This window comes from Mesorhizobium oxytropidicola, from assembly GCF_056174625.1.
In genome coordinates this window covers 5,629,514-5,652,829 of sequence record NZ_CM149692.1, presented here as the reverse complement: position 1 = coordinate 5,652,829, position 23,316 = coordinate 5,629,514, and the positions used below count along the sequence as shown (strand labels likewise).

Below are 23,316 nucleotides of genomic sequence, written 5' to 3'. Positions count from 1 at the left end.
ATCAGCCGGCGTGGCTGTGCAGCGCACGCGACTTCAGCAGGCGCTGGATGTCCGTAGCCTTCGACGGCACGCCGATCAGATAGCCTTGCGCCTCGGCACAACCATTGTCGCGCAGCATGTCAAGTTGCACCTCGGTCTCGACGCCTTCGGCAGTGACGACAATGCCAAGCTCGGTACCGAGCCCGATAATGGTGCGAACGATCGCCGCCGTGTCGCGATTGCCCATGTCGTGAATGAAGGAGCGATCGATCTTGATCTTGTCGACCGGGAAACGCCTGAGATAGCCGAGCGAGGAATAGCCGGTGCCGAAATCGTCCAGCGCGATGCGGATGCCGAGATCGCGCAGCTGGCGCAGCGTCTTCAACACGGCTTTGCTTTCGTCCATCAGCACGGTTTCGGTGATTTCCAGTTCCAGCTGTCCGGCCGGCACACCGGAAAAGGCCAGAGCCGAGATGACGCTGCGGGCAAACCCACCGCTTTTGAGCTGCACGGCCGAGACATTGACCGCGATGCGCAAGCCGGGAGGCCAGCTTGCCGCCGCCGTGCAGGCCTTCCTCAGCGCCCACTCGCCAAGCGGCACGATCAGTCCGGTTTCTTCGGCGACCGGAATGAAAGCGTCCGGCGCGACCGTGCCGCGCGTTGGCGAATGCCAGCGCATCAAGGCCTCCGCGCCGATGATCTCGCCGGAGGCGATGTTCATGATGGGCTGGAAATCGAGATCGAACTCCTGGCGCGGCAGCGCCGCGTCGAGGTCAACCTCGAGCGCCCGGCGGGCCTGCACTATGGCGTCCATTGCGGGTTCGAAGAAGCGATACAGGTTGCGCCCTTCGCTCTTGGCCCGATAGAGCGCGGTATCGGCATTTTTCAGCAGCGTATCGACGTCCCTGCCGTCTTCGGGGAAAACGGCAATGCCCAGGCTGATGCCGACATGCATGTCCCGGCTCTTGTCGCGAAATGGCTTTGCGATTGCCTCGACGATGCGTTTCGCCAGTTTTTCAGCATCGGCAATGCCCCTGGAATTGAACTGCATGACGACGAACTCGTCGCCACCGAAGCGGGCGACGATGTCTATTTCATTGCGCACACAACGCTGCAGCCTCTCGGCCACGCTCTTCAACAGCCAGTCGCCGGCAGGATGTCCCCAGGTGTCGTTGATCGCCTTGAAGCGGTCGAGATCGAGCGAGAAGATTGCCAATGGCGCAGCCGCCGCATCCTCCAGCGCCAGGTCGAGCCGTTCGCGGAACATCGAGCGGTTGGGCAGTCCGGTCAGCGTGTCATGATGTGCAAGATGGATCATGCGCTCTTCGGTGCGGCGACGTTCGGTGACGTCGTCGAAAGTCACCACCCAGCCACCGCCGCTCATCGGCTGGCGTGTGACCAGAACCGTCCTGCCGTCGGTAAGATAGCGATAGGCCGAATGCGGTTTTGCCGCCAACAGGCAGGCTTCGGTCTTGGCGACCTCGCTGTCGACGTCGATCTGCTGATAGATGCCGAGTTCCAGCAATTTTTCGAGCGCGTCGCGATGCGTCGTTCCGAGCGGAAAGTCCGCCGCGGTGACTTTGTAGAGTTCCAGATAACGCCGGTTGCGCACGATCATCTTGCCGTCGGCGTCGTACATCAGCAGGCCTTGCGACATGTTGGCGAGTGCGGCGTCGAAACGGCGATGCTGCTCCTTGAGATCCTGCTCGGCGCGCCGCTGTTCGGTGATGTCCTCGTAGATCGAGACCCAGCCGCCCAGGGCCAGCGGGCGATGCGAGATGTTGATGATGCGACCATCCGACAGCGTCTCTTCGTAGGTCGAGGGCTTCGCCTGGTCGATATAGGGTTTGCGGATGGCATAGAGTTCTTCGGCGCTTTGCGAGGCGATGCCGATGTCGACGCTGTGCCGCAGGATGTCGAGGAAGCGGATGCCCGGTCGTACCAGCCTGGCGTCGAGGCAGAAGATGTTGAGGTAGTTGCCGTTGCAGATGATCATGCGCTCGTCGGCGTCGAACATGCACAGGCCATGCGACATGTTCTCGACAGCGGCCGAAAAGCGTTCGTTCTGGTCGCGCAGCTCGTCTTCCATGCGTCGCGGGCGCTCCACGCCTTCGGGCGCCCGCTCGGGGACGATCGAACCATCCTTGACATCCACGACGGGCATGAGGCGCGCCTGCGGTGTGATCGAACACCACACTGTTGCCGCTTCCGGTTAATTTAGCGTTCTCTACCCTACCGCCGACGTCGCAACTGGGTGTCGCGACTTTTCGATCGCCGAAAATCGCTTCAGGAATGCGTTCTGCGCCCAGGTTACCGAGCGTGGCGTGAAGTCGAAGCGCTCGGCGGAAAAACCGCGCGGACGACCGAAGAACTCGGTTGCCTCGGCGGTTGAGAAGCCGGCAAGCAGCGTCGCCTCGAAATAGGCGGCGATCTGGTCGGCGCGCTTGATGTCCCTGCGCAGCGCCGCGGCCGGTTCGGCAGGCAGCGAAAAGCGCAGATGGATGGCGCGCTGCAGGCGCAACTCGCAGTCCTTGTAGCTGCCGCCCATGACCGACTTGAACGGTGAGATCATGTCGCCGATGACATATTCAGGCGCATCGTGCAGCAGAGCCGCGAGCCGGTCACTGGCCGAAGCCTGCGGCACCAGATCGTTGAACAGCGACTCGACCAGCAGTGAATGCTGGGCGACCGAGAACGCATGCTCGCCGCTGGTCTGGCCGTTCCAGCGGGCAACGCGGGCGAGCCCATGGGCAATATCCGAAATCTCGATGTCGAGCGGCGAGGGGTCGAGCAGGTCGAGCCGGCGGCCGGACAGCATGCGCTGCCAGGCGCGTGGCGGCGCACCGGTGCGGTCTGCCGCCATCAGGCTTCCTCCGCGCTGACGGTTTCCTGCGGAAAACTGAATTTGGCCCAGGCGGGAATGGCCACCGTCACCGGCACATCGCCGGCCAGGATCGGTTGGCCGGCGTCGAGTGCCGCCTTGACCCTGTCGATACGGGCAATGGCAAGCCCTGTTGTGCCCGCACTCGAGCCGAGCGTGCCGACCGGTCGTCCGCCAACCGTGAGCTCGGTGCCTGTCGCCGGCAGGGGAAGCTCGGCTCGGACGATCAGCACGCGCCGCCTTGCCGTGCCGCGGTGCTGCATGCGCGAGACGACTTCCTGGCCGACATAGCAGCCCTTCCTGAAGCCGACGCCGCCGGTCTCGTCGAGCAGCACGTCATGCGGGAAGGCGTCGCCCAACGCATAATCGGCGCCGCTCTCGACAATGCCGTGGGCGATGCGGAAGGCGTGCCACGCAGCGATGTCGCCGGCGTCCGCAGTGCCGGCATAGGAGCGGGTGACGCTTTCATCGGGGAAGCGCCTGTCGGCAACCGCGGTTGAATCATTTTCTGAGGCGATTGACTCTTTTCCCCACGCAACAGTGACAAGCGCCTGTTCCGACTTGGCAATCTCGACCTTGGCGCGAAGCTTGTAGAGCATCAGCCGGCGAATGAAATCATCTGAAATGTCGGCCCGGCATTCCAACCGGAAGGCGTTTTCGCCGGCACGCGAGATCAGGAAGTCGAACAGGATCTTGCCTTGCGGCGTCAACAGCGCGCCGGGCTTGGCTTCGCCGGCGCCGAGCGTATCGAGATCGGTGGTCAGGATGTTTTGTAGAAAGTGCTCGGCATCCGGACCGGAGACGGAGATGAGCGCGCGGTCTTTCAGCAGGGCAAAGGGCATGGGGAGGATAAAAGCCTGATCTTGCAAAACGGTTGGCCATTACGTAAGCCGCTGACACTCCCCCCGCAAGAGAGCATGGCCATGACCTACGACCTCATCCTGACAGGCGGCACAGTGGTCAACCATGATGGCGAGGGGGCACGTGACATCGGCGTGAAGAATGGCCGCATCGCCGCAATAGGCGATCTCCGCCAGGCTTCGGCCGGCGAGACGATCGATTGCCGCGGTCTGCACATCCTGCCGGGCGTCATCGACAGCCAGGTGCATTTTCGCGAGCCGGGCCTGGAGCACAAGGAAGATTTGGAAACCGGCTCGCGGGCGGCGGTGCTTGGCGGCGTCACCGCGGTGTTCGAGATGCCCAACACCAATCCATTGACCACCAGCGAGGCAACGCTGGCCGACAAGGTTCGGCGCGGCACCGGCCGCATGCATTGCGATTTCGCGTTCTGGGTCGGCGGCACCCGCGACAACGCCGGGGATGTCGGCGAGCTCGAGCGGTTGCCGGGTGCGGCGGGAATAAAGGTTTTTCATGGGCTCGTCCACCGGCGACCTGCTGGTCGAAGATGACGAAGGCGTCGCCTCGATCCTGCGAAACACCCGCCGCCGTGCCGCCTTTCATTCCGAGGATGAGTTCCGTCTGCGCGAGCGCCTTGGCGAACGCATCGAGGGCGACCCGTCATCGCATCCGGTCTGGCGCGACGAGATCGCCGCCTTGCGCTGCACCGAACGCCTGGTGCGCATCGCGCGCGACGCTCGCGCCCGTATCCATGTCCTGCACATCTCGACCGCCGAGGAGATCTTGTTCCTCGAACAGCACAAGGATGTGGCGACTTGCGAAGCGACGCCGCACCATCTGACGCTGAGCGCCGACGATTATCCCAGGCTCGGCACGCTGATCCAGATGAACCCGCCGGTGCGCGCCTCCCGCCACCGCGACGGTGTCTGGCACGGCATCGCGCAAGGCATTGTCGACGTGCTCGGCTCCGATCACGCACCGCACACGCTGGCCGAGAAGGCCAAACCCTATCCGGCTTCGCCCTCAGGGATGACCGGGGTGCAGACGCTGGTACCGATCATGCTCGACCACGTCAATGCCGGCCGGCTGACCCTGCAGCGCTTCGTCGATCTCTCCAGCCACGGGCCGCAGCGCATCTTCGGCATGGCCAGAAAAGGCCGCATCGCCGCCGGCTACGACGCCGACTTCACTGTCGTCGACATGAAACGGCGCGAGACCATCACCAATGCGCAGGCCGGTTCGAAGGCAGGCTGGACGCCTTATGATGGCAAGGAAGTGACCGGTTGGCCTGTCGGCACCGTCATTCGCGGCCGCCGCATCATGTGGGAGGGCGAGATCGTCACGCCTGGGCAGGGCAGGGCGGTGGAGTTTTCCGAGGCGCTGCCGGGATAGCCTTGCTTACTCTTCCTTGCGGAGGTGAGCCCGCTCAATCCCCCGCGACGAAAAACGTCCACTGCCCGGCCGGCGTGATGCCGACGCGGTAGAAGATATAGGCGCCGAACTGCTTCATGTCGTCGAAATCGCCGGCGGTGACGATCTTGAACAGTTCGACCCGCTGTTTGGCGTCGAGCTTGTCCAGCGGCAGCGCGAAGAAATACGGCCAGACATAGAGTTCCTGCGGTGTTCCGGCGTCGACATGGACATAGCCGGCACTGAGCACTTCCTCCAGAATGGCCAGGATCTCCTGGCCATCTGGGTCACCGGACAGCCCTTTGAGGAAGGCGATGGCGTCGCCGTCGATGTCGGCCAGCGACAGCTGGGTCATGCTGTCGCCCTTGCCGATCAAGGGCCGGAGCTTTTCGATGTCGCCGCTCTTGCAGGCTTCGATGATCAAATCATGCATGCGCCGCACGGGCTCGGGCAGCTTGCTGAGATCGTAGACCACCTCGGGCAAGGGCGCTTCGGGATCGACTCGCGGCCTGTTGGTGCCGCCATCGGATGGGCTCTCGGGCTCCGCGGCGTCCGGAGCGGTCGGCTGCTGGCCGGTCGAAGGCGGCGTTCCCGCCGGGTCAGGCATGGGAATCGCGCCGCCGGGCGAAACGTCGTCATTCGTCGACGGTGTGACAGGCGAGGGAAGCTCTTCGCGCTGGATCTCGCTCAGCGCATAGGCCGGGCTGCTTGCCAGGCACGTCACAAAGGCAATCGTGGCACAGCAAGTGGCGAGGCGGATGTAGAGGACCAGGCCCTTCGGCCCGCCTGACATCGGAAAATTCACTGCCCGTATCTCCTTGGCTCCCGGGCATGATGCCCAAACGGCACTCGATCGTCAAAGAACCGGATGTCGGTTCAGTGCCGCAGCCGCTCGGGTTGGAAGGCGCCAGCAATCACCTTTTCACGCATGCGGTCGAGCAGGGCAAGGGCCGATGTCTCGCCGTTGGCGCGCAGCATTTCGCCGAATGCGGTCTCAAGCGCCGCCTCGGCAATGATCTCGGGCTCGATGCCGGCCGAAAGGCCTTCCGCCCAGGCTTCGCTGTGGCTCTCCACCGCCGTCAGGCGCTTCTCTTCCCTGACCAGCGCGTCGATGTCGTTGGCAGCTTGTTCCATAAGCGATGTCCACCCTTTCAAGCGGCGATCCATCCGTGCGGATCAGGCTTGATCTGTTCCGTTACACGCAGCCTCAAGTAAGTATCTGTAAATACGACATTTATTTGATCGTCTTTTACAGAGGCGGCTGTATTTGGCGAAGCTGCGTTTCAACCCGGATCAAACTTAGCCGATTAGACCGGCCTGCGGGGCGAAAACCTTCAGTTTGAGTTAATTTCGCATTCGCGCGGTAACGTTTGATTAACGCTGTTGCAGAAGCGCAACATCAGGATTGCACCAAGACACAGACCGGTACAAGCCGGATTTGATCGACATGGCCAGCGACGAGCCGGATATCTGTTGACGGATGCCTAGTTTCCGTAGCGCGAGGCGATATCGCGCGACAGCGTCTCGCCTTCCTTCATGTAGCGGCTGATGGCTTCGGTGGCCGAAGCAGTGCACTGCGTATAGGTGCCACCGAAGGAACGATAGCCGCGATTGAAGCTGGCGATGAAGCGGGCGCGACGCTCCGGGTCCGGATTTTCCGAATCGAGCAGTTTTTCCATCTCGCCACGCCATTGGTCGCCCTTCTCGCCGCACAGATTGCGCAGGAAATGCAGCGAGCCCAGAACCTCCGCCAGCCGCATCAGCCCCGGCTCGAACGGCGACTCGGCACTGAACGCCGGCCGCACGGCCACGGCCGTGCTGACGGCAAGGCATAAAGCGACAAGAAAAGGAGCGCGGCTCATAAGTCTATGTGGCCAAACAATTTGTCGCCTGCAAGGCGTTTCCGGCGCGGCGGTTGAGGAATTCAGCGGCTTTCAGGGGAACCAGCAGATCGGCCAAGCAGACCTTCCGCCACCGCGAACACTGAACCGGCAAGCGGCAACGCCGCCATCTCGCGCAGCGTGTAGAAGGCGGCTGTCTCGGCATCGTCGCTGGCCACGGCCTCGCCGCCAATATAGGCAGCGCCGAAGACCGTGAGGCGGTAGTCGACTGGATGTAAGTCGTCCCTGCCGTCGATATGGATTTCCCTAAGCGGGCGGAAACCGGTGGCACGTAAGCCGGTCTCTTCCAGCAACTCGCGCCGTACCGCATCCTCCAGTGTTTCGCCGGCCTCGACCTTGCCGCCCGGAAAAGCATACAGCCCCTGTGAGGGCTGCCGCGCTCGCTTGACCAGCAGCACGGTGTCACCACGCACGACGGCCACCGAGACGGCCGGAAGTGTCTTGCGCTGTTCGTTCATGGTGTCCGATCGGGCTTGATGGCGGGTCTGTTGTGGACCGCCCAGCATGAGGAAGCTTTAGCGGTTGCGCAACGCCGCTTCCATCGCCACCTTCAACCCGAACCATTCGAAGGGCATCAATCGACGTTTTGCCTTGACCGCGACGCCGGACCAGACCGCTGCCTTTCTGGGCTTGGCCGAGCTTGAGGGTTTCCCGGCACGCTACAACATCGCGCCGACGCAGCCGGTGCTGATGGCGACCGCCGGCGCGCCGCGCGCGCCTGGCTCCGATCTGCCGGACCGGCAGCCGATGCTGGTGCGCTGGGGGCTCATTCCCGCTTGGGTCAAGGACACCAGGGAGTTTCCGCTGCTGTTCAACGCGCGCTCGGAAGGGGCAATCGAAAAGGCATCGTTCAAGGCCGCCATGCGCCATCGCCGCGCGCTGGTGCCGGCGTCGGGCTTCTACGAATGGCGGCAGAGCGGGGGCAAGAGGGGGCAACCCTACTGGATTAGGCCGAGGCATGGCGGGTTGGTTGCCTTTGCCGGCCTGATCGAGATCTATGCCGAACCGGGCGGCTCGGAAATGGACACCGGCGCCATCCTGACGGTCAACGCCAATGCCGACATCGCCCATATCCACGACCGGATGCCGGTGGTGATCGGTCCCAGGGATTTCGCCCGTTGGCTGGATTGCCGCACGCTCGAGCCGCGCGATGTCGCCGACCTGTTGCGGCCGGCGCAACTCGACTTCTTCGAGGCTATCCCCGTCTCCGACCTCGTCAACAAGGTCGCCAACACCGGCCCGGAGATTCAGGCGAGGGGCGAGATCGGGCCGGAGCCCGAGAAGGCCAGGCGCCAGAAGCCTGGCGCGGACGACAGTCAGATGACGTTGTTTTGAGCATGATCCCGAAAAGTGGCCCCCGGTTTTCGGGAAAGATCATGCTCAAACGAAGGATTGGATACTGTTCGAGGCGTATATGAGCGCCTCATATCCGGCGCCTTTGGCGCCGGTCGCGCACCGCTTCAGGCTGCGCGGGGCGATACGATCTTCGGTGCCGGCTTCTTCTTCTTTGCGGTGTGAAGAAGGGCGGCGACGATCGCGGCCGGACCGATTGCGCGATAGTGGTTGGCCAGCGCCGGTTGCTTGGCGCGGGTGGCTTCTTGCTTGCTTCGAGGCATGTTTCTCTTCCCAGGTAACGTTTTCGTGTTCGCGTTTGACCGTTGAATCCGACCAAATCGTGACGCTTGGTGATCTAGCCGGCGAATGTTTCATGACTGTACCGACATGTTTAATAAAATGTTTCACTGCCTGATTCCGCGTGATCGGGCGACGCGTTTGCCAACCTTTACGGCGTTTTTCTCGGAAGCAGCGACTTGACGGCAACACTGGTCGAGGCGATAAAGCCGCGCATGAAAACGTCTTTCGCCATTTGTGGCATTTGCATTATTGGCTAGCCTCGCGCTGGTCCGGACGTTTTCGCCTCATCTTTCCCCAGATTGGACAAACGCCCCGGCCAGCAGGCTGGAGCCTGATTTGCGCATCGGCGCGCGGCTGGCTCCATCCAGATAAAAAGTTCTGAAACGGGAAGGCATGGAATGTCCGACGCATCGCAGGGCCTGCGCCTCTACAACACGCTGACGCGCACGAAAGAGAATTTCGTTCCGATCGATGCGCTCAACGTGCGCATGTATGTCTGCGGCCCGACCGTCTACGACTTCGCCCATATCGGCAATGCCAGGCCGGTCATCGTCTTCGACGTGCTGTTTCGCCTGCTGCGCCATCTCTATGGGCAGGAACATGTCACCTATGTGCGCAACATCACCGACGTCGACGACAAGATCAACGCGCGTGCGCTGCGCGATTTCGGCGGCGAAATCTCCGCCGGAAAGCTGTCGCTCAACGAAGCCATCCGGCGGGTGACCGAAAAGACCGCCGACCAGTTCCACAGGGACGTCGCCACGCTCGGCTGCCTGGAGCCAACTGTGGAGCCGCGCGCCACCGAATTCGTCGAGCCCCGCGCCGACGGCAAGGCCGACATGATCACCTTGATTCAAAGCCTGATCCAACGCGGCCATGCCTATGTCGCCGCAGGCGAAGTTCTGTTCGACACCGCATCGATGCCGGACTACGGCCAACTGTCGAAGCGCAATCTCGACGAGCAGCAGGCCGGCGCCCGCATTGCCGTCGACGCGCACAAGAAGAACCCGGCGATTTCGTGCTGTGGAAGCTGTCTTCGCCGGAAGAGCCGGGCTGGAATTCGCCATGGGGCAGGGGCCGGCCGGGCTGGCACATCGAATGCTCGGCCATGTCGGCGGCCTATCTCGGCGAGGTTTTCGACATCCACGGCGGCGGCCTCGACCTGATCTTCCCGCATCATGAGAACGAGATCGCCCAGTCGCGCTGCGCCCACGGCACATCAGTCATGGCCAATGTCTGGATGCACAACGGCTTCCTGCAGGTCGAGGGGCAGAAGATGTCCAAGAGCCTCGGCAATTTCTACTCGATCCATGAGCTGCTTGAGACCGAGACCTTCGGCGGCCGCAGCTGGCCGGGCGAGGTTCTGCGGCTGGCGATGCTGATGACGCACTATCGCGAGCCGATCGACTTTTCCGTGCGCAAGCTGGAGGAGGCGGAGAACACGCTGCGCAAATGGAAACGCGCGGCGGATCTGGCGCCGACGGCCGGGCAACTGCCGGCGCAGGTGGTGGAGGCTCTGTCGGACGATCTCGCCACCTACGCGGCCTTCCAGGTGCTGACGCAGTTGGCAGGCGAGGCAGCGGACGGCAACGAAGCCGCCGCTGCGCTGAAGGCGTCGCTGCTGTTTCTTGGCTTCGATGTCGCCTCGGCAGAGGTGGATGAGGACAAGGTCGCCAAGGCAATCGCCAATCGCCTCGCTCTCATCGCCGCCAAGAACTGGGCCGAAGCCGACCGCATCCGCGACGAGCTTTTGGCGCAAGGTGTACAGTTGAAGGACGGCAAGGATCCGGACACCGGCGAACGCATCACCACCTGGGAGGTGAAGCGGTGAGGGTGGCGCCGAGTACCTTTGCAATTTTGGCGGAGGCGCTGGTGGCGGCCGATCTCCCCCCTTGCGGGGGAGATGTCCGGCAGGACAGAGGGGGGTGTGAAGGAACGCCGACGTTTCCGTTTGTCCACCTTCGCTCCGATCATTTCTTGAGAGGGCAGCGGTCTCCAATTGATAGGCCGGCGGGACAGCACCCCCTCTGTCCTGCCGGACATCTCCCCCGCAAGGGGGGAGATCAGCCGTCGTCGCCGATTTCGCTAATCACCGGCGAAAGGGTGTTTGATGGGTCACGACCTCGTTCCATCCCGCCAGCGCAGAAACGCCAAATCGATGCGGCGAATGATGACAGATGCCGAACTGAAGCTCTGGAACGAGTTGCGTGCTCACCGACTGATGGGGATGAGCTTTCGGCGACAGGTGCTGATCGGCCCTTATATCGTGGACTTTGCGTGTTCGGCTCATCGCCTCATTGTCGAGGTCGATGGCAGCCAGCATGCTGATGCAGAACATCTTCAGTACGACGAGACACGAAGTGTCTATTTGAAGGCGAGCGGCTGGACCATCTTGCGCTTCTGGAACGACGACATCATCCGCGATATCGACAATGTCTGCCAGCACATCGTGATCGAGGCCGGCCTGGCCGGCGCCGAAGTGCCGGCAAATGAACCAGCAAGGGAGGCATTTCCATGATCGACCATCTCGGCATAACCGTCGCCGATTTCGACGCTTCGAAGGCTTTCTACGACAAGGCGATGGCGCCGCTGGGCGCTTCTCTGCTCTACATGGTGCCGCTGGAATATACCGGTGGCGCCAAGGTCGGTGGCTACGGCCGCGATCGGCCGGTGTTCTGGCTGCAGGAAGGCAAGGACAAGCCCAAGGCCCATCAGCATGTCGCCTTCACCGCGCGCAGCCGCGCCGAAGTCGACGCCTTCCATGCGGCGGCCCTTGCTGCCGGCGGCAAGGACAATGGCGGACCGGGTCTGCGCCCGCACTATCATCCGAACTATTACGGCGCCTTCATCTTCGATCCCGACGGCAACAATGTCGAGGCCGTCTGCCATGATCCGGAGTGAGCCATGAGCCTCGACAACCGGCCGGTCTACTCAGGCGGCTGCCAGTGCGGCGCGGTGCGCTTCCGCGTCGAGGGCACGCTTGGCGACGCGTCGGTCTGCCACTGCCGGATGTGCCAGAAGGCAAGCGGCAATTTCTACCTGCCGCTGGTCTCGGTGCGTGACGCCAAGGTCGACTGGACACGCGGCGAGCCCAAGCGTTTCCGTTCCTCCAATGCCGCCTGGCGCGGCTTCTGCGCCGAATGCGGCACGCCGTTGACCTTCGAGGCGCCGGACGGCATGGCGCTGGCGATCGCCGCTTTCGACGATCCGGCGGGTATCGCGCCGACCATTCAATGGGGTACGGAGGCAAAACTGCCTTATGTCGACACCATTCCGCAACTGCCGGGCGAGGACACGATGGCGGATATGGGGTCGGCTCCCTATCTCGCCGAGCTTGTCTCCTACCAGCATCCCGATCACGACACCGACCAATGGCCGCCGGAGGAAAGACCATGACCGAGACTGTCCGAACCGGCGGCTGCCAGTGCGGCGCCGTGCGCTTTCGCATCAAGGGGGCGCTCGGGCGCCCGTCCATCTGCCATTGCCGCATGTGCCAGAAACAGTTCGGCTCGTTCTTCGGCGCGCTAGTGACGGTACCCAGGGACGGCGTCGAATGGACCCATGAGGAACCGAGCTATTTCCAGTCGTCGGTCAACATCGATCGTGGCTTCTGCGCCCGCTGCGGCACGCCGCTGACCTACCGCCAGCCCGGCGGGCTCGAGATCGCCATCGGCGCCTTCGACGACCGCTCGGATCTGGCGCCGCAAATCCAGGTCAACTATGCGGCCCGGCTGCCCTGGGTGGAAACTATTTTCGACCAGCCGGTCCACCAGGATCCCGACTATTACGCCAGGCAGGAGCAGATCATCTCCTTCCAGCATCCCGATCACGAAACGGCCAACTGGCCGCAACAGGGCCTGAAACTATGACTGTTCACAGCACTTCCTTGCGCACCCTCTACCCGGAGATCGAACCGTTCGACTCAGGCATGCTCGATGTCGGCGACGGCCATATGGTCTATTGGGAGCGTTCCGGCACCAAGGGCGCCAAGCCGGCCGCGTTCCTACATGGCGGGCCGGGTGGCACCATCTCGCCCAAACACCGGCGGCTGTTCGACCCAAAACTCTACGACGTCATCCTGTTCGACCAACGCGGCTGCGGAAAATCGACGCCGAATGCCTCGCTGGAGGCCAACACCACCTGGCATCTCGTCGCCGACATCGAGCGCCTGCGCGCAATGGCCGGCTTCGATAAATGGCTGGTGTTCGGCGGCTCCTGGGGCTCGACGCTGGCGCTCGCCTATGCCGAGACGCATCCCGATCGCGTCAGCGAGCTGGTGGTGCGCGGCATCTACACGCTGACCCGTGCCGAACTCGAATGGTACTATCAGTTTGGCGTCTCGGAAATGTTCCCCGACAAGTGGGAGCGGTTCCTGGCGCCGATCCCCGAGGCCGAGCGCGGCGACATGATGGCCGCTTACCGCAAGCGGCTGGTCGGGTCCGACCGCAAGGCGCAGCTGGAAGCAGCCCGCGCCTGGAGCCTGTGGGAGGGCGAAACCATCACGCTGCTGCCCGAACCAGAAACCAGCGGCAGGTTTGGCGAGGACGACTATGCCGTCGCCTTCGCTCGCATCGAGAACCATTATTTCGTCCATGCCGGCTGGCTGGAGGAGGGACAGCTTCTGCGCGATGCCTGGAAGCTCAAGGACATTCCCGGCACCATCGTCCATGGCCGCTACGACATGCCGTGTCCGGCGCGCTACGCCTGGGCGCTACACAAGGCCTGGCCGAAGGCCGATTTCCATCTGATGGAGGGCGCCGGCCATGCCTATTCGGAGCCCGGCATCCTCGACCGGCTGATCCGCGCGACGGACAAATTTGCAGGCAAATGACCATGACCCGCGAGCGCCTCTATCTCTTCGACACCACACTGCGCGATGGCCAGCAGACGCCAGGCATCGACTTTTCGGTCGAGGACAAGATCGCGATTGCAAAACTGCTCGACGAATTCGGCATGGACTACGTCGAAGGCGGCTATCCCGGCGCCAATCCGACCGACACGGCGTTCTTTCAGCAGAAACGCACGGCACGCGCCAAATTCGTCGCCTTCGGCATGACCAAGCGGGCGGGGGTGTCGGCGTCCAACGATCCCGGCCTTGCGTCGCTTGTACAGTCGAAATCGGACGCCATCTGCTTCGTCGCCAAGAGTTGGGACTACCATGTCCGCGTGGCGCTCGGCTGCACCAATGAGGAGAATCTGGAGTCGATCAGGACTTCGGTCGAAACCGCCGTCGCCGCCGGCAAGGAGGCGATGGTCGATTGCGAGCACTTTTTCGATGGCTTCAAGGCCAATCCGGACTATGCGTTGGCCTGTGCGAAGACGGCATACGAGGCCGGCGCGCGCTGGGTGGTGCTGTGCGACACCAATGGCGGCACGCAGCCTTCGGAAGTCCGCGCCATCGTCGGCAAGGTCATCGCCTCGGGCATACCGGGCGATCGTCTGGGTATTCACGCCCATGACGATACCGGCCAGGCGGTTGCGAATTCGCTGGCCGCGGTCGAGGCCGGCGTGCGGCAGATCCAGGGTACGCTGAACGGCATTGGCGAGCGCTGCGGCAACGCCAATCTGGTCTCGATCGTGCCGACACTGGCGCTGAAGCCGGCATTCGCCGATCGTTTCGAGACCGGCATTTCGGCCGAGGCGCTGACCGGCATTTCGCGTCTGTCGCGTGCCTTCGACGAACTCTTGAACCGTGCTCCGGAAGCACAGGCGCCCTATGTCGGCGCCTCGGCTTTCGCCACCAAGGCCGGCATCCATGCATCGGCGCTGGCCAAGGAACCGGCGACCTATGAGCATGTGCCCCCGGAATCCGTCGGCAATCGCCGCCGCGTCATGGTTTCCGACCAGGGCGGCAAGGCCAATTTCCTCGCCGAGCTGAAGCGGCGCGGCATCGAGGTGCCCAGGGACGATCACCGGCTCGATGCGCTGATCGCGGTCGTCAAGGAGCGCGAGGCCGAGGGCTATGCCTATGAGGGCGCCGACGCGTCCTTCGAGCTGCTCGCCCGCAAGATGCTGCACGGCCTGCCGGAATTCTTTAACGTCACCTCGTTCCGCTGCATGGTCGAGCGCCGCTTCGACGCCAATGGCAATCTGAAGACCGTCTCCGAGGCCATCGTGAAGGTCGAGGTCGACGGTGAGGAGAAGATGTCAGTTGCGGAAGGCCATGGTCCGGTCAACGCGCTCGACATCGCGCTGCGCAAGGATCTCGGCAAGTACCAGAGCGAGATCGTCGACCTCGAGCTCGCCGACTTCAAGGTGCGTATCCTCAATGGCGGCACCGAGGCCATCACCCGGGTTCTGATCGAATCGCATGACGGCACTGGCGCGCGCTGGTGGACCGTCGGCGTGTCGGAGAACATCATCGACGCTTCCTTCCAGGCATTGATGGATTCGATCATCTACAAGCTGATGAAGAACCGCGAAATGGCTGGCTTGGTTGCCGCCGAATAAGGTTGAACCATCAGCGAAAGTCCATTGATCCATCAGAACTTTGTGATGGTCTTGCCAAGTTTACTGGGCCATAGCGTCGGGCCATGGTCACTGAAGCAATTACCCTGGACGCAGAGTCTAGAGCCCGTCGCGGCTTCCTGCTGGCGTTGGGCGCCTATCTCTTGTGGGGTTTGCTGCCCTTTTACATGAAGGCGGTGGCGCATCTGCCGCTTGCCGAGGTCATTGCCCACCGTATCGTCTGGTCCGTGCCGATCGCCGGGGCGGTTTTGGTCTGGGCCGGCCGCACGGCGGACTTCAAGGCGGCAATTCGCTCGCCGCGCACCATCGGCATGGCGGCGCTGACGGCGGCACTGATCTCGGTCAACTGGGGCATCTATGTCTGGGCGATCGCGGTCGACCGCACCGTCGAGACCGCGCTTGGCTATTACATCAACCCGCTGGTCAGCGTTGTCGTCGGCGCGCTGCTGCTTGGCGAGCGGCTCGACCGGTTGCAGATCGCGGCGGTGGTGCTGGCGACGGTCGCCGTCACGGTGCTGACAATCGAGGGCGGCAAGCTGCCCTGGGTGTCGCTGGCGCTGGCGTTTTCCTTCGCCGCCTACGGCTTCTTCCGCAAGACGCTGCCGATCGGCCCGAGCCAGGGCTTTCTGCTCGAAGTGCTTTTGCTGTCCGTGCCGGCTCTCGGCTACATCGTCTACCTGATCGCGACCGGGCAGGACCACATCGTCTCCAGCACCGGCACCGACACGGCGCTGCTGATCGGCTGCGGTCCGGTCACATCGGTGCCGCTGCTTCTGTTTGCGTTCGGTGCCAAGCTTTTGCGCCTCTCCACCATCGGCATCATGCAATACATCGCGCCGACCATGGTGTTCCTGATCGCGGTGCTGATCTTCGACGAGCCGTTCGGCACGGCACAGGCCATTGCCTTTGCCCTGATCTGGACGGCGCTGGCGATGTATTCCTGGTCGATGCTGGTTACGGCCCGCCGAGCCGCCGCTACAACCCGCGGCCGAGCCGCCTGACGAACAGGTAGGTGGCCAAAGCGATAACCACCGACACAGCCGTCACCACCCAGAAGCCCGCTGGCGTATCAACCAGTGGCAGCCCTCCGACATTCATGCCGAACAGACCCGAGATGATGGTCATCGGCAGCAGCACTGCGGTCATGACAGAGAGAACATAGAGGAGCTGGTTCGACTGCATGGTCAGCTTGGCCATCAGCTCGTCCTGCAACAACCTTGTGCGCGCTTGCAACTGCTCGCCGTCATTGTAGAGGGTGAGCGCCCGGTGCGAGAGTCGGGCCGCCATGTCGTTGATCAGGTCGGGCAGCTCGTCGCGATGCGAATGGTCGAGATGGCGAAACAGGTTGGTGAGCGTCGCCATCTGCCGATGGATCACAACCAGCTGCCGGCGCGCCTCGACCAGCGATTGGCGTTCATTATGCCACGCATCGCGCACGACGCGATCCTCGATGCCGTCGAGTGCGTCGCCGAGTTTGCCGAGCTCGGCCGACATGCCGTCGAGCGACTGACCCATGACCGCCTCGATCAGGTCCGCTGGCGAGCGGAATTTCCGCGATCCATTCTCCACCGCCTTGCGAACCGCGTCGACCGACTCCAGAGGCTGCTTGCGGGCGCCGATCAGCATCGTGTCGTTGAAGGCGAAGCGGAAATGGACGAGTCCGCGCGCCTCTGAAAAATCGTGCCTGAGGTCCGGCAGGTCGCCAAAGAGCCAGCCATCCTCGTAGTCGACGTGGCAGCCATGGCTGGGCGCGAGGAAAGCATCGCGCGCCGGGGCCGGTAGAGCCTTCTCGGCGGCGATTTCCTGGCGGGCGTGCAGATCGGTGATCTGGTAGCTGCGCCATGTCCAGTGCGCGGCGCTGGCGTCCTTGGTCCGCACGCCTTCTGCGGTGAAATGATAGATGAAGAACAGCCCGTGCTCATCGGGCAGGTAAGGCGACAGGTCGGTGCCTTCCGGGGCGAGGGCGGTATCCATGGGCAGTGCCAGATGCAGGTTTCAAGTGCGGCGCCCGCATTAGCGGTCGCCTGGCCGCAATTTCTAGCACGCGCGAACCCGGTTCCGTGTGACGGTTTCTTGACAGCGGATCACAGTGTCGAGCGGCGGCATTGGCCGGATGCAACAATTGTCGTCATCTTCGACGCTTGGATGGACTTCGCATCCACCGCAACGGGGCTGTCAATCGTCGCCAACTGGGCGACGCGAGCAGTGCGGCGCGCTCGGCAAGGAGATTGTCTCGATCGTGCACCAGTGCGTCCCGTTCGAGGCCGAGCTCACGATAGGCGCGGTTGATTGCGTCGCGCTCGCCGCGCAAATGGTCGGACTCGGCCGCCGCCGCGGCCCCCAAGACATCGCAGGCATCATCGAATTTCGCCCGCATCAGGTCCAGCTCATCGCGCAATTTCTGGCTGTCGCCGTCGTCCGCCATGGCACATAGAATGTCGTAGGCAGTACGGATCAGCGGTGTCACATCCGGATGGTTCTGCAATTCCCCGGCTGTTGCCCGTTCATGATGCAGGTCCGCTGTCAGGAAACGCCCTATCTCGGTTTCCGCTTGGTCGGAGTGTGTCGGCCAGGCGATGCTGGTCTTGTCCGCCGCACGCTCGACATGATGTCGCCAGTCGATCAGGAATTGTTCGTGGCGTATGAAACAACGTGGCATGTGCCGCGAATGATGTTCCGCCTCGAGCACGTGCCTGAGCCAGAGCAAAAGGGATTTCGCCAACGGCAATCCATCCCGTCGCTGCAGCGAGTAAGCGACCTCGAGGGGATTGCGGAGCGGAAGCAAAGCCACCGGCTCGACCTCTATCTCGGCAAGGATCGACGACATGAACGGAATGAACCGGCAAATCCGGGGATCCTTGACGAAAAACAGCGGTTCATCGCTGTACTCGCTTGCCAGGATCGCCTTGATCTTGTGGCGGTGAGTCTCCGCCGCCGGTGATTGCAGCCATTGCGGATCGAGCGGCCGCCAGTCATGCCACGAGGAGGCTGCCGCTGCGAGCAGTTCGTCGTTGGCGAAATTGAGCGGGGTGCTTTCCCAATATCCCCTGGGATTGTTGCCGTCCGCGCGCAATGGCTTTTTGGGAGGGGCCGATCCCAATGCGGCGATGGTGCCAGCAAGCATCGAGGTCCCGCTGCGATGCATCCCAAGCACGAGGATCGCTTTTCTCCGGGAGTGGCGCGCGCGGTTCGACATCTGCGCGGCCGGCGGCGGCTCTTGCCGCAACGGCAGTCGGGCTTCGAGCCATTCGGCTATTCCCGCGGGCAGCGCCAGCGTTCCGTCCAGGATCGGGTTCGCGGCAGCGGAGCCCTCGTTGAACAGCCCATGATAGTGAATATGAACCAGCCGGGCCGGGTCAGGCGCCGTGGCCGGGTTGAAGTTGTGGAGCGGAAAATTATGCGTGGCCGGCAAAAGCCGCACGGAATGGTTGCCGGCGGTCGCCGCCAGTGAGAAAGCAGCCTGGCTCGTGCCCCAGAAGGCCGTGGCCTCCCCCTGCAGGATGCCGGTCCCGGTGCCGTAGGTTGGCTCGGCGCCGGCCCATGGTTTCATGTTGGCGGCCACCAGCTTCCTGAAAATATCTTCCGTGCGCTGAAACAGGCCGCTCGCCCTTTTTGCGGCGATGAGCCCGCCATTGTAGCTGGCGCGCACAGCCAGGCCGTCGACACTCGTGCGCACGATCGGCAGGTGCTCGTAGTCGACATCGGTAAGGACGCATAGCTGCCGCCAGTAAGCGTCGAATGGGTCGCCAGGGCCTGTCGTGCACATCCCCTTGCTGTCCACCGGGCGGGCAGCGGCGGAGCATGTGCCCAACGAAAAGTCGGGCTCGGCGATGAATATCGTGTCGCTATCAAGCATGATGATGACTGGTGGCCCGGTCCGTCTTTCGACATGAGCAAGCGAATGGACCCGGTATGAAGGGCCATATTGCGGGCAGGGGCTGTCGATTTCGATCGGCAGATAGTCCACTCCCAGTTGCCCGAACCGGTCTATCGTCGACGCGGAGGGGCGACGGCTGCTTCTCGGCGAGACCGCCGTTATCGGGGACCGCGAATAAGAGCCGGCGAAACACCTTATGCTTTCGCACAGCAGCAACGCCTGTGCTTCAAGAATGCCCGCCTCGGCAATCAGCACGAACTCGACGTCGTTTTCAGATCCATCGGTTTTGGCTTCGGTGACGGGTTCTTGGCGCGGGACAGGAGACGGAATTGCCGGGCGTTCGTTCCTGGCGACGCCGATCTTCTGGATGATGACTTGTTCACCTCGGTACAGCTCGCGGTATTGGCCTGATTGCACCGACAGGAAACTGTCGATCCCGAGTTTTGGACGCTCGACCTCATCGGCAAAGAACGTCCATTCGTAATCGTCGAAAATGACGATCCCGCCATCCCGCACCATCGGCCAGGAGAACACGACATCGGCCTGGACATCGGCACTGTGATGGCTGCCGTCGACGTAGACGAGGTCGAAGCGCCGCTCGTCGGTGATAAGGCGGGCCAATGCCTGGGACGAGGGACTTTTGATCTTTTCGACCCGTTTGCCGAACGCGGCGAGATTGCTGTCGAAGCGTTGCTCGACATGCGCAAGCTGGTCGCTCCATTTCTGGCGCAGGGTGTGTTCGGGACTGCCGCCGAACGTATCGATGCATGTGAGCCGGCATTTGCCGAAATAATTGAGAAGAAGATCGCCGACCGGCCCTCCCAGGAGCCGATCTCCAGGACCTCGAGAGCCTCGTCGCGGCGCGACTGGAACAGTGTGGCCCAGAGGGGAAAGAAGCGCGAGGTCCAGTCGGTCGAAAGGCTTTTGCCTGCAAACCAGGCAGAATAATCAAGGTCCATAATTCTCACTCTTTACGGCAGAGACGGCACCTTCGGTTTCCAGAAATCTGTTCCTCGTCAATTGGTCCAGCACCAGTTCACTCAGCGGCCTGTTTTGCGCAACCACGCCTTGAGCCCGATCGCCAGTCGCCTTGTCGCTGCACCGGCTACGGCGCGCCAGTCGAGCGGCCAGCACAGATAGCAGACGCGCAGCATCTCCGTGAGACCCGGCGGCGGGCTGGCGAGCATGCGCGCGACGATGCCATGGGCCAGCTGCCTCGCCGCAATCGCATCCTCCGTGCGTCTGAAGGGCCGTGACGCTGCAAGGAAGGCCTTGAGTACGCCGAGCAACTTGCCGTAGGCGGCGGCGCGTCGGTCGGTAGCGATCACGTTCCCCCGGATGAACTGGGTGAGGTCCTGGGCGAAAGCATCGTCATAAAGGTCGTAGGTCAGGCCGAGGCGCGCCCATGATGCCTGGCGGATCGGATGCGTGCGATTGCGGGCATTCGTTGCGTTTGTCGCGGTCAGCCCAAGTGCGTTCAGCCGGTAGCGCGTCAGCGGTTCGGCAAGATTTCGCGCCCGGCACAAAGGCAGCATGTCGAACCACAGATAGTGGTCCTGCGAGACCAGTTCATCGATTCGGTAACGCCCGGCGGCCTCGAAGCAGCCACGGCGGTAGGCGATCGTCGAATGGTAGAAGGGATTGTGGAACAGGATCGTCCAGCGGATCTCCAGATCCGTCTCGGGCATAAGCTGCGCGCCGACGACGCGGTCGGCTTCGTCGATCAGCGTTACCGCATGTCCGACGAGGCCAAGTTCGCGATCCTCGTCCAGGGCCGCGACCAGTCGTCCGACATGCGCGGGCTCGGCGATATCGTCCGCGTCGAGGCGCAGGATGATCTCGCCTCGGGCCGCCTCGATGCCGCGATTGGCGGCAGCGGCGGTGCCGAGATTGGTCGGATTGATGACCAGCCGGATGCGCGGATCGCGACGCGCCAGTTCCCGGAAGACCGCGTCCTGGCCCGTTCCGTCATCGACGATGATGAGTTCGAGATCGTCGAAATCCTGGATCAGGATGCTGTTGACCGCGGCGTCGAGAAAGCGCTGGTCCGTATAGACGGTCATGACGACGGAAGCGCGTGGAACGCGATCCGCGTCGCCGCCTGTTCTGTCCGCCACCGTTCAATCCCCCTTGCCCATCTCCCCGATAACCAACCAGGAGATTCTCCGCAAATGGAAATCGCCGGAGCGCCCGTGAGGCTCTAAATTGCCGCCCGAGCCGCGGCCGGCGCTGAGCGCCGCCGACCGCGCCGTCCGATGTGGTTCAGCGCTTCGGCCCAAACCCGGGGTAGGGGTTAAGCGGCACGATCGCGGCGATGTCCATCATGCCGGCCTTTATCAGCGGCAAAGTGGCGAGATGGCCGCGCACTTCGGCGTCGTCGGCGGCCTCGAACATCAGGCCACTGCCGGGAATGTCGCCACGGTTCCAGACCTGGCGCACCGCGCCTTCGGCGTAAAGCGTGCGCCGCTGCTCGGCCTCGCCGGGCAGAAGCGGTGCGAAGTCGGCGTCGCCAAACTTTGCGGTGTTGCGGGTGAGAAGGGCAAAGAACTGCATGTCGGTCTCCTTGGTTGGGATGCCGGACTATCCCTTCTGGCTGGTCAGACTGTCCAAGACTGATTAGGCTAAAGTTAAGACCTGAAAGGACGTTGAGCCCGGGATAAAAATGTTCGACCTGCGACAGCTCCGCTACTTCGTCACCGTCGCCGAAACCGGCAATGTCGGCCGTGCGGCCGAACTGCTGCATATTTCGCAATCGCCGCTCAGCCGGCAGGTCATGCAGCTCGAGCAGCAGCTGGGCGTCGCGCTGTTCGAACGGGCAAAGCAGCGGGTTCATCTCAATGCCGAGGGCCGCGCCTTCCTCTCGGAGGCCCGCGCGCTGCTCGCCAATGCGCGGCGCGTGGAGGAGTTTGGCCGCAACCTGGCCAGCGGCGCGGTCGGCCGTCTCGCCATCGGTTATGTCGAGGGCGCGGTGCATGCCGGCCTGGTCGCCGACATGCTCAGGCAATTCCGCCGTGAGCGGCCGCAATTGCATCTCAGCCTGATGAGCCTGCGCTCTGCCGCGCAGTTCGAGTGGCTGCGCCAGCGCACGCTCGATCTCGGCCTGGTCTATTCGCCACCGCCGGCCGACTATCCCGAAATTGCTTCGATTCTGGTCCGCCGCGAGCCGCTGGTGCTGGCGATCCCCGAAGATGACACGCTTGTCCAGTTGTCGGACATCCGCCCGCATCATCTCGACGGCCGCACCTGGATCACCGTGGTGCGCCAGCCCGCCGACACCAACCGCGGCCAGTTCCTGGCCGCTTGCATCGAGGCCGGCTTCGTGCCCGACATCGCCTATGAGACGGCTGATCCCTTGACCTCGCTCGGCCTGGTCAGCGCCGGACTGGGCCTGGCCACGGTGCAGGAGAGCCTGCGAAGCGCCGCGCCGTCGGGAATCGTCTTCCGCGACCTTCCCTGGTTCAAGCGCAGCGTGGCGATCCATCTCGCCTGGCGGCGGCAGGATCGGCGTGCTGTGATAGCGGATTTGCGGAAGGCAGTAGGGCAGTAGGGCAGTAGGGCAGTAGGGCAGTAGGGCAGTAGGGCAGTAGGGCAGTAGGGCAGTAGGGCAGTAGGGCATGTCTTTCCCTACTGCCGTACTGCCCTACTCCCTTATTCCCCTACATTTTGTCTATCACCGACTGCACGCCCTCGGTCGGGGCGTCGACGGAGGAGCCTGCCACCATGATGGCGGCGACGATGGCTTCCGGATCGTTGATCACCAATGGCTGAACGCGTTTTGCAGTATGGATGAAGCCCTCTGCCGCCATGTGATCAAGCAACGACAGCATCGGGTCCCAGAATCCGTTGATATTGCCAAAGACGATCGGTTTGCGGTGATGGCCGAGCTGTCCCCAGGTCATGATTTCGACGATCTCCTCGACTGTGCCGATGCCGCCGGGCAACGCCACAAAGGCGTCGGATTTCTCGAACATTCTGTGCTTGCGCTCGTGCATGTTGTCGGTGATGAGGAGTTCATCAAGCCGGTCGAGCGCGGTTTCTGTTGCTTCCTTGTTGATCAGGAAGCGGGGAATGATGCCTGTCACCTTGCCGCCGGCCTTGAGCGCGCCTTCGGCGACTGCGCCCATAATGCCTTTGGTGCCGCCGCCATAAACCAGCCGCAGGCCCGCTCTGGCAATTGAGCGCCCAAGCAGGTGTCCGGCCTTCGCATAGATTTCATCGCGGCCCGGCGACGAGCCGCAATAGACGCAGACGGATCGAATCGTGTTCATACGGATGATTGGTGATTGGGTCTGAAAGCGTGGTCAAGC

General features: G+C 63.0%; 22 protein-coding genes and 3 pseudogenes. 11 read left to right on the top strand and 14 right to left on the bottom strand.

Annotated features, from left to right (window positions below; translation table 11 throughout):
* Nucleotide 1: 1 nt before the first annotated feature.
* From AC0V8S_RS28520 to ygfZ, 3 genes are all read right to left on the bottom strand, one after another.
* Nucleotides 2–2,143 carry a putative bifunctional diguanylate cyclase/phosphodiesterase gene (locus AC0V8S_RS28520; RefSeq protein WP_475434785.1) on the bottom strand — a complete coding sequence of 714 codons (2,142 nt, stop codon included), beginning with the start codon at nucleotides 2,141–2,143 and terminating at the stop codon, nucleotides 2–4.
* A gap of 63 nt (nucleotides 2,144–2,206) precedes the next feature.
* Nucleotides 2,207–2,842, bottom strand: a complete 636-nt coding sequence (locus AC0V8S_RS28515) for an HD domain-containing protein (RefSeq protein ID WP_475434783.1) — start codon at nucleotides 2,840–2,842, stop codon at nucleotides 2,207–2,209.
* Nucleotides 2,842–3,702 carry a CAF17-like 4Fe-4S cluster assembly/insertion protein YgfZ gene (gene ygfZ / locus AC0V8S_RS28510; RefSeq protein WP_475434781.1) on the bottom strand — a complete coding sequence of 287 codons (861 nt, stop codon included), beginning with the start codon at nucleotides 3,700–3,702 and terminating at the stop codon, nucleotides 2,842–2,844. Before ygfZ ends, AC0V8S_RS28515 begins: the two co-directional genes overlap by 1 nt.
* Before the next feature lie 75 nt (nucleotides 3,703–3,777).
* Here ygfZ and AC0V8S_RS28505 point away from each other — a divergent pair.
* Nucleotides 3,778–5,110: pseudogene (locus AC0V8S_RS28505) on the top strand (dihydroorotase).
* A gap of 34 nt (nucleotides 5,111–5,144) precedes the next feature.
* Here the strand turns inward: AC0V8S_RS28505 and AC0V8S_RS28500 are convergent.
* The 4 genes from AC0V8S_RS28500 to AC0V8S_RS28485 all read right to left on the bottom strand — a co-directional run bounded on the left by AC0V8S_RS28500 (nucleotide 5,145) and on the right by AC0V8S_RS28485 (nucleotide 7,487).
* A complete protein-coding gene (locus AC0V8S_RS28500; protein WP_475434779.1) occupies nucleotides 5,145–5,933 on the bottom strand; it encodes a hypothetical protein in 789 nt (262 codons plus the stop codon).
* A gap of 71 nt (nucleotides 5,934–6,004) precedes the next feature.
* On the bottom strand, nucleotides 6,005–6,262 hold the full coding sequence (locus AC0V8S_RS28495; protein ID WP_475434777.1) for a hypothetical protein: 258 nt from the start codon (nucleotides 6,260–6,262) through the stop codon (nucleotides 6,005–6,007).
* A gap of 350 nt (nucleotides 6,263–6,612) precedes the next feature.
* Nucleotides 6,613–6,990, bottom strand: a complete 378-nt coding sequence (locus tag AC0V8S_RS28490; RefSeq protein WP_095203264.1) for a TIGR02301 family protein — start codon at nucleotides 6,988–6,990, stop codon at nucleotides 6,613–6,615.
* 62 nt (nucleotides 6,991–7,052) lie between these two features.
* Nucleotides 7,053–7,487, bottom strand: a complete 435-nt coding sequence (locus AC0V8S_RS28485; RefSeq protein WP_475434775.1) for an NUDIX hydrolase — start codon at nucleotides 7,485–7,487, stop codon at nucleotides 7,053–7,055.
* Between the two features lie 64 nt (nucleotides 7,488–7,551).
* Between AC0V8S_RS28485 and AC0V8S_RS28480 the strand changes: the two genes are divergently transcribed.
* On the top strand, nucleotides 7,552–8,364 hold the full coding sequence (locus tag AC0V8S_RS28480; protein ID WP_475434773.1) for an SOS response-associated peptidase: 813 nt from the start codon (nucleotides 7,552–7,554) through the stop codon (nucleotides 8,362–8,364).
* Nucleotides 8,365–8,489: 125 nt separating this feature from the next.
* On the opposite strand, the gene AC0V8S_RS28475 is transcribed toward AC0V8S_RS28480, so the two are convergent.
* Nucleotides 8,490–8,645: a hypothetical protein gene (locus AC0V8S_RS28475; protein ID WP_475434771.1), complete on the bottom strand. Its 156-nt coding sequence runs from the start codon at nucleotides 8,643–8,645 to the stop codon at nucleotides 8,490–8,492.
* A gap of 417 nt (nucleotides 8,646–9,062) precedes the next feature.
* On the opposite strand from AC0V8S_RS28475, the pseudogene cysS reads away from it, so the two are divergent.
* The 8 genes and pseudogenes from cysS to rarD all read left to right on the top strand — a co-directional run bounded on the left by cysS (nucleotide 9,063) and on the right by rarD (nucleotide 16,133).
* Nucleotides 9,063–10,495 (top strand): annotated as a pseudogene (cysS, locus tag AC0V8S_RS28470) (cysteine--tRNA ligase).
* 279 nt (nucleotides 10,496–10,774) lie between these two features.
* Entirely contained in the window at nucleotides 10,775–11,182 is a 408-nt protein-coding gene (locus AC0V8S_RS28465; protein ID WP_475434769.1) for an endonuclease domain-containing protein, read from the top strand.
* On the top strand, nucleotides 11,179–11,565 hold the full coding sequence (locus AC0V8S_RS28460; RefSeq protein WP_475434767.1) for a VOC family protein: 387 nt from the start codon (nucleotides 11,179–11,181) through the stop codon (nucleotides 11,563–11,565). The genes AC0V8S_RS28465 and AC0V8S_RS28460 overlap by 4 nt, the downstream gene beginning before the upstream one ends.
* Nucleotides 11,566–11,568: 3 nt before the next feature.
* Complete coding sequence (locus AC0V8S_RS28455) at nucleotides 11,569–12,060, top strand: GFA family protein (RefSeq protein ID WP_183457832.1); 492 nt, start codon at nucleotides 11,569–11,571, stop codon at nucleotides 12,058–12,060.
* Nucleotides 12,057–12,533: a GFA family protein gene (locus AC0V8S_RS28450; RefSeq protein ID WP_475434766.1), complete on the top strand. Its 477-nt coding sequence runs from the start codon at nucleotides 12,057–12,059 to the stop codon at nucleotides 12,531–12,533. Before AC0V8S_RS28455 ends, AC0V8S_RS28450 begins: the two co-directional genes overlap by 4 nt.
* Nucleotides 12,530–13,495, top strand: a complete 966-nt coding sequence (gene pip, locus AC0V8S_RS28445; protein WP_475434765.1) for a prolyl aminopeptidase — start codon at nucleotides 12,530–12,532, stop codon at nucleotides 13,493–13,495. Before AC0V8S_RS28450 ends, pip begins: the two co-directional genes overlap by 4 nt.
* Nucleotides 13,492–15,114: a citramalate synthase gene (gene cimA, locus AC0V8S_RS28440; RefSeq protein WP_475434763.1), complete on the top strand. Its 1,623-nt coding sequence runs from the start codon at nucleotides 13,492–13,494 to the stop codon at nucleotides 15,112–15,114. Before pip ends, cimA begins: the two co-directional genes overlap by 4 nt.
* A gap of 83 nt (nucleotides 15,115–15,197) precedes the next feature.
* Nucleotides 15,198–16,133 (top strand): EamA family transporter RarD, encoded by a 936-nt coding sequence (gene rarD, locus AC0V8S_RS28435; RefSeq protein WP_475434762.1) that lies wholly within the window; start codon nucleotides 15,198–15,200, stop codon nucleotides 16,131–16,133.
* Here the strand turns inward: rarD and AC0V8S_RS28430 are convergent.
* From AC0V8S_RS28430 to AC0V8S_RS28410, 5 genes and pseudogenes are all read right to left on the bottom strand, one after another.
* A complete protein-coding gene (locus AC0V8S_RS28430) occupies nucleotides 16,108–17,106 on the bottom strand; it encodes a transporter (RefSeq protein ID WP_475434760.1) in 999 nt (332 codons plus the stop codon). The two genes, rarD and AC0V8S_RS28430, sit on opposite strands and share 26 nt — an antisense overlap.
* 154 nt (nucleotides 17,107–17,260) lie before the next feature.
* Nucleotides 17,261–19,543, bottom strand: coding sequence for a sulfotransferase family protein (locus tag AC0V8S_RS28425; RefSeq protein ID WP_475434759.1), 2,283 nt, complete (start codon nucleotides 19,541–19,543; stop codon nucleotides 17,261–17,263).
* Between the two features lie 6 nt (nucleotides 19,544–19,549).
* Nucleotides 19,550–19,741 (bottom strand): annotated as a pseudogene (locus tag AC0V8S_RS28420) (class I SAM-dependent methyltransferase); the annotation flags it as partial.
* A gap of 308 nt (nucleotides 19,742–20,049) precedes the next feature.
* On the bottom strand, nucleotides 20,050–21,126 hold the full coding sequence (locus AC0V8S_RS28415) for a glycosyltransferase (RefSeq protein WP_183457844.1): 1,077 nt from the start codon (nucleotides 21,124–21,126) through the stop codon (nucleotides 20,050–20,052).
* Nucleotides 21,127–21,271: 145 nt separating this feature from the next.
* On the bottom strand, nucleotides 21,272–21,562 hold the full coding sequence (locus AC0V8S_RS28410) for a muconolactone Delta-isomerase family protein (RefSeq protein WP_183457846.1): 291 nt from the start codon (nucleotides 21,560–21,562) through the stop codon (nucleotides 21,272–21,274).
* Between the two features lie 109 nt (nucleotides 21,563–21,671).
* Here AC0V8S_RS28410 and AC0V8S_RS28405 point away from each other — a divergent pair, with 109 nt between their 5' ends.
* The gene (locus AC0V8S_RS28405; RefSeq protein ID WP_475434758.1) at nucleotides 21,672–22,556 is read left to right on the top strand and encodes a LysR substrate-binding domain-containing protein; all 885 of its coding nucleotides are present in this window, start codon (nucleotides 21,672–21,674) and stop codon (nucleotides 22,554–22,556) included.
* A gap of 109 nt (nucleotides 22,557–22,665) precedes the next feature.
* Here AC0V8S_RS28405 and AC0V8S_RS28400 read toward each other — a convergent pair whose 3' ends face one another.
* Nucleotides 22,666–23,277, bottom strand: coding sequence for an LOG family protein (locus AC0V8S_RS28400; protein WP_095204964.1), 612 nt, complete (start codon nucleotides 23,275–23,277; stop codon nucleotides 22,666–22,668).
* Nucleotides 23,278–23,316: the final 39 nt, after the last annotated feature.